The organism is Dialister sp. (assembly GCF_036343215.1).
Lineage (GTDB): Bacteria > Bacillota > Negativicutes > Veillonellales > Dialisteraceae > Dialister.
On the sequence record NZ_JAZASU010000181.1, the window covers coordinates 1 to 1791 of the forward strand.

Annotated in this window: 1 protein-coding gene; it reads right to left on the reverse strand. The window is 50.6% G+C overall.

From position 1 onward, the window contains the following. Positions 1 to 108: 108 nt before the first annotated feature. Entirely contained in the window at positions 109 to 843 is a 735-nt protein-coding gene (locus VZT47_RS10200) for a LytR/AlgR family response regulator transcription factor (RefSeq protein ID WP_330224852.1), read from the reverse strand. Positions 844 to 1791: the final 948 nt, after the last annotated feature.

The window sequence follows — 1791 nt, forward strand, 5'->3', positions numbered from 1 at the left end:
AAACTATTCATAGTGACCTCCGTTTGCGTGTAGGTAATTCCCTGTTCAGGATGGGTTATTGGCTGACTCCATTGTACAGGGTGAATCCACGAATGTGCAAACCGGAGGTCACTTCATATTATCCCACACTGAGAATATATACTCGAAATACTCTTCCTGGAATTTCCGGCTTGTCCCTCTGGAGAGGGGGATGAGCCGGTCCCCTACTTCCACTCCGTTGGTCTTGATGGCCCTGATGGCTTTCCGGTTGACGAGGTACCCTTTGGAGGGGACGGTAAATTGTCCGGGGCTGATGGTTTCCAGTTTTTCCTGGAGGGAGGCGAGGGCCTGGCGGGTGGTGAATTTTCCGTCTTTGAGGACTACGGTGAGGATATGGCCGTTACTTTCGGCGTAGAGGATATTTTCTATTTCTTCCACCCGGATGCCGCCTTCTACTTTGAATATGATTCGTTTGCTGAAACGGAGGCGGATCCGGTCCATGGCCCGTTTCATGGCGGTATCGAACTGATCCTGGGTGAAAGGTTTCAGAAGATAATGGGCCGCATCCACGGAAAAGGCATCGATGGCATATTCATCGCTGGAGGTGAGGAATATGATTTCACTCTTGCCCTTTTCCCGCCGGAGCTCCTTCGCGATGTCGGTCCCCAGGAGTCCCGGCATGCAGATATCGAGGAGGATGATATCGAAAGGCGTTTTCGCCTCGATATCGTCCATGAAGGCAAAAGCATTGTCATAGAGTTTATAGGTGACCTGCTGGTTATCTTTTTCGAAATAATTCATGGCCGCCTGATGAATGAGGCGGACCTGGTCTTTCATGTCGTCACAAATCGCTATACGGAGCATAGGTCCTCCTTTCTTTGAAATGGAAATATTTCTTTATCCTTATTATATAGAAATAGAACTCATTTTTGTAAATTCCGTCATAAAACGTACTTTTTCCGTCACAAACCGCAGGAACGACAAAAGCCCGCTTTCGCGGGCTTCTGTTCCCGGGAGGGACGTGGGAGTTCCCGGGACTGCCGGGAAGGTGGCGGGCCAAATTCATGAAGCCCGCCCTTATATATGTATATAAAATAACAGAATCATCAAAATTGACTCAAAACAATCGCGGCCAGGCTCCCCGCAATCCGGGAGCGCACGCGTTGTGACTGAGGGGCGAAAGAGTCCAACCCCGGCAGCCAGAGGCCGCCTGATGGATAGCCTTCCCCAGATGGGGAAGGTGCCCCGCAGGGGCGGATGGGATGATGGATGCTTCCCTCAGCACTACAGGTCCACGGCAGATATGAGGAAATCCATCAGCATACTATCGGTCACAACCTTCCCTGGGATGGGAAGGTGTCAGCGGAGCTGACGGATAGGTCGTACAATCGTTTCGCGGAGAATTGGGAAAATAAAAAGTACACTTCCCACGTACTTCAGTTTATTTGCAGTCATTTGCTATTTTTAACAAAGATGAACTTACCCGGTCGCTCCGCGGCCACCCTTCCCGCAACGGCATGACTCTCACTGCCATTTGCGCGTCGTTCGGCTTTGCCTCTCTCCTTCAAATGGCGTTCGAGAGCAGCACTCGGAAGGGTGGGGCCCGGTATCATGCGTACCGTTTTCCTCATATGTGCCATGAACGGGTAGTGCGGAATTTTCCTTTACTTGCCCTCTGTTATGAAGTGACCGGTGTCAAGAGGTAATTTCCACTTTTTTCATCGATTCACTTTTGGAGCCATGCATCAGGGCAATCCCTGATGCCATCTGAGAAGGGCCTTGAATTAACGGACTGAACGGCATTTGGCCATT

Excerpts from the sequence above, each read along its gene's own strand:
- VZT47_RS10200 (WP_330224852.1), bottom strand. The coding sequence starts at position 843 with ATGCTCCGTATAGCGATTTGTGACGACATGAAAGACCAGGTCCGCCTC.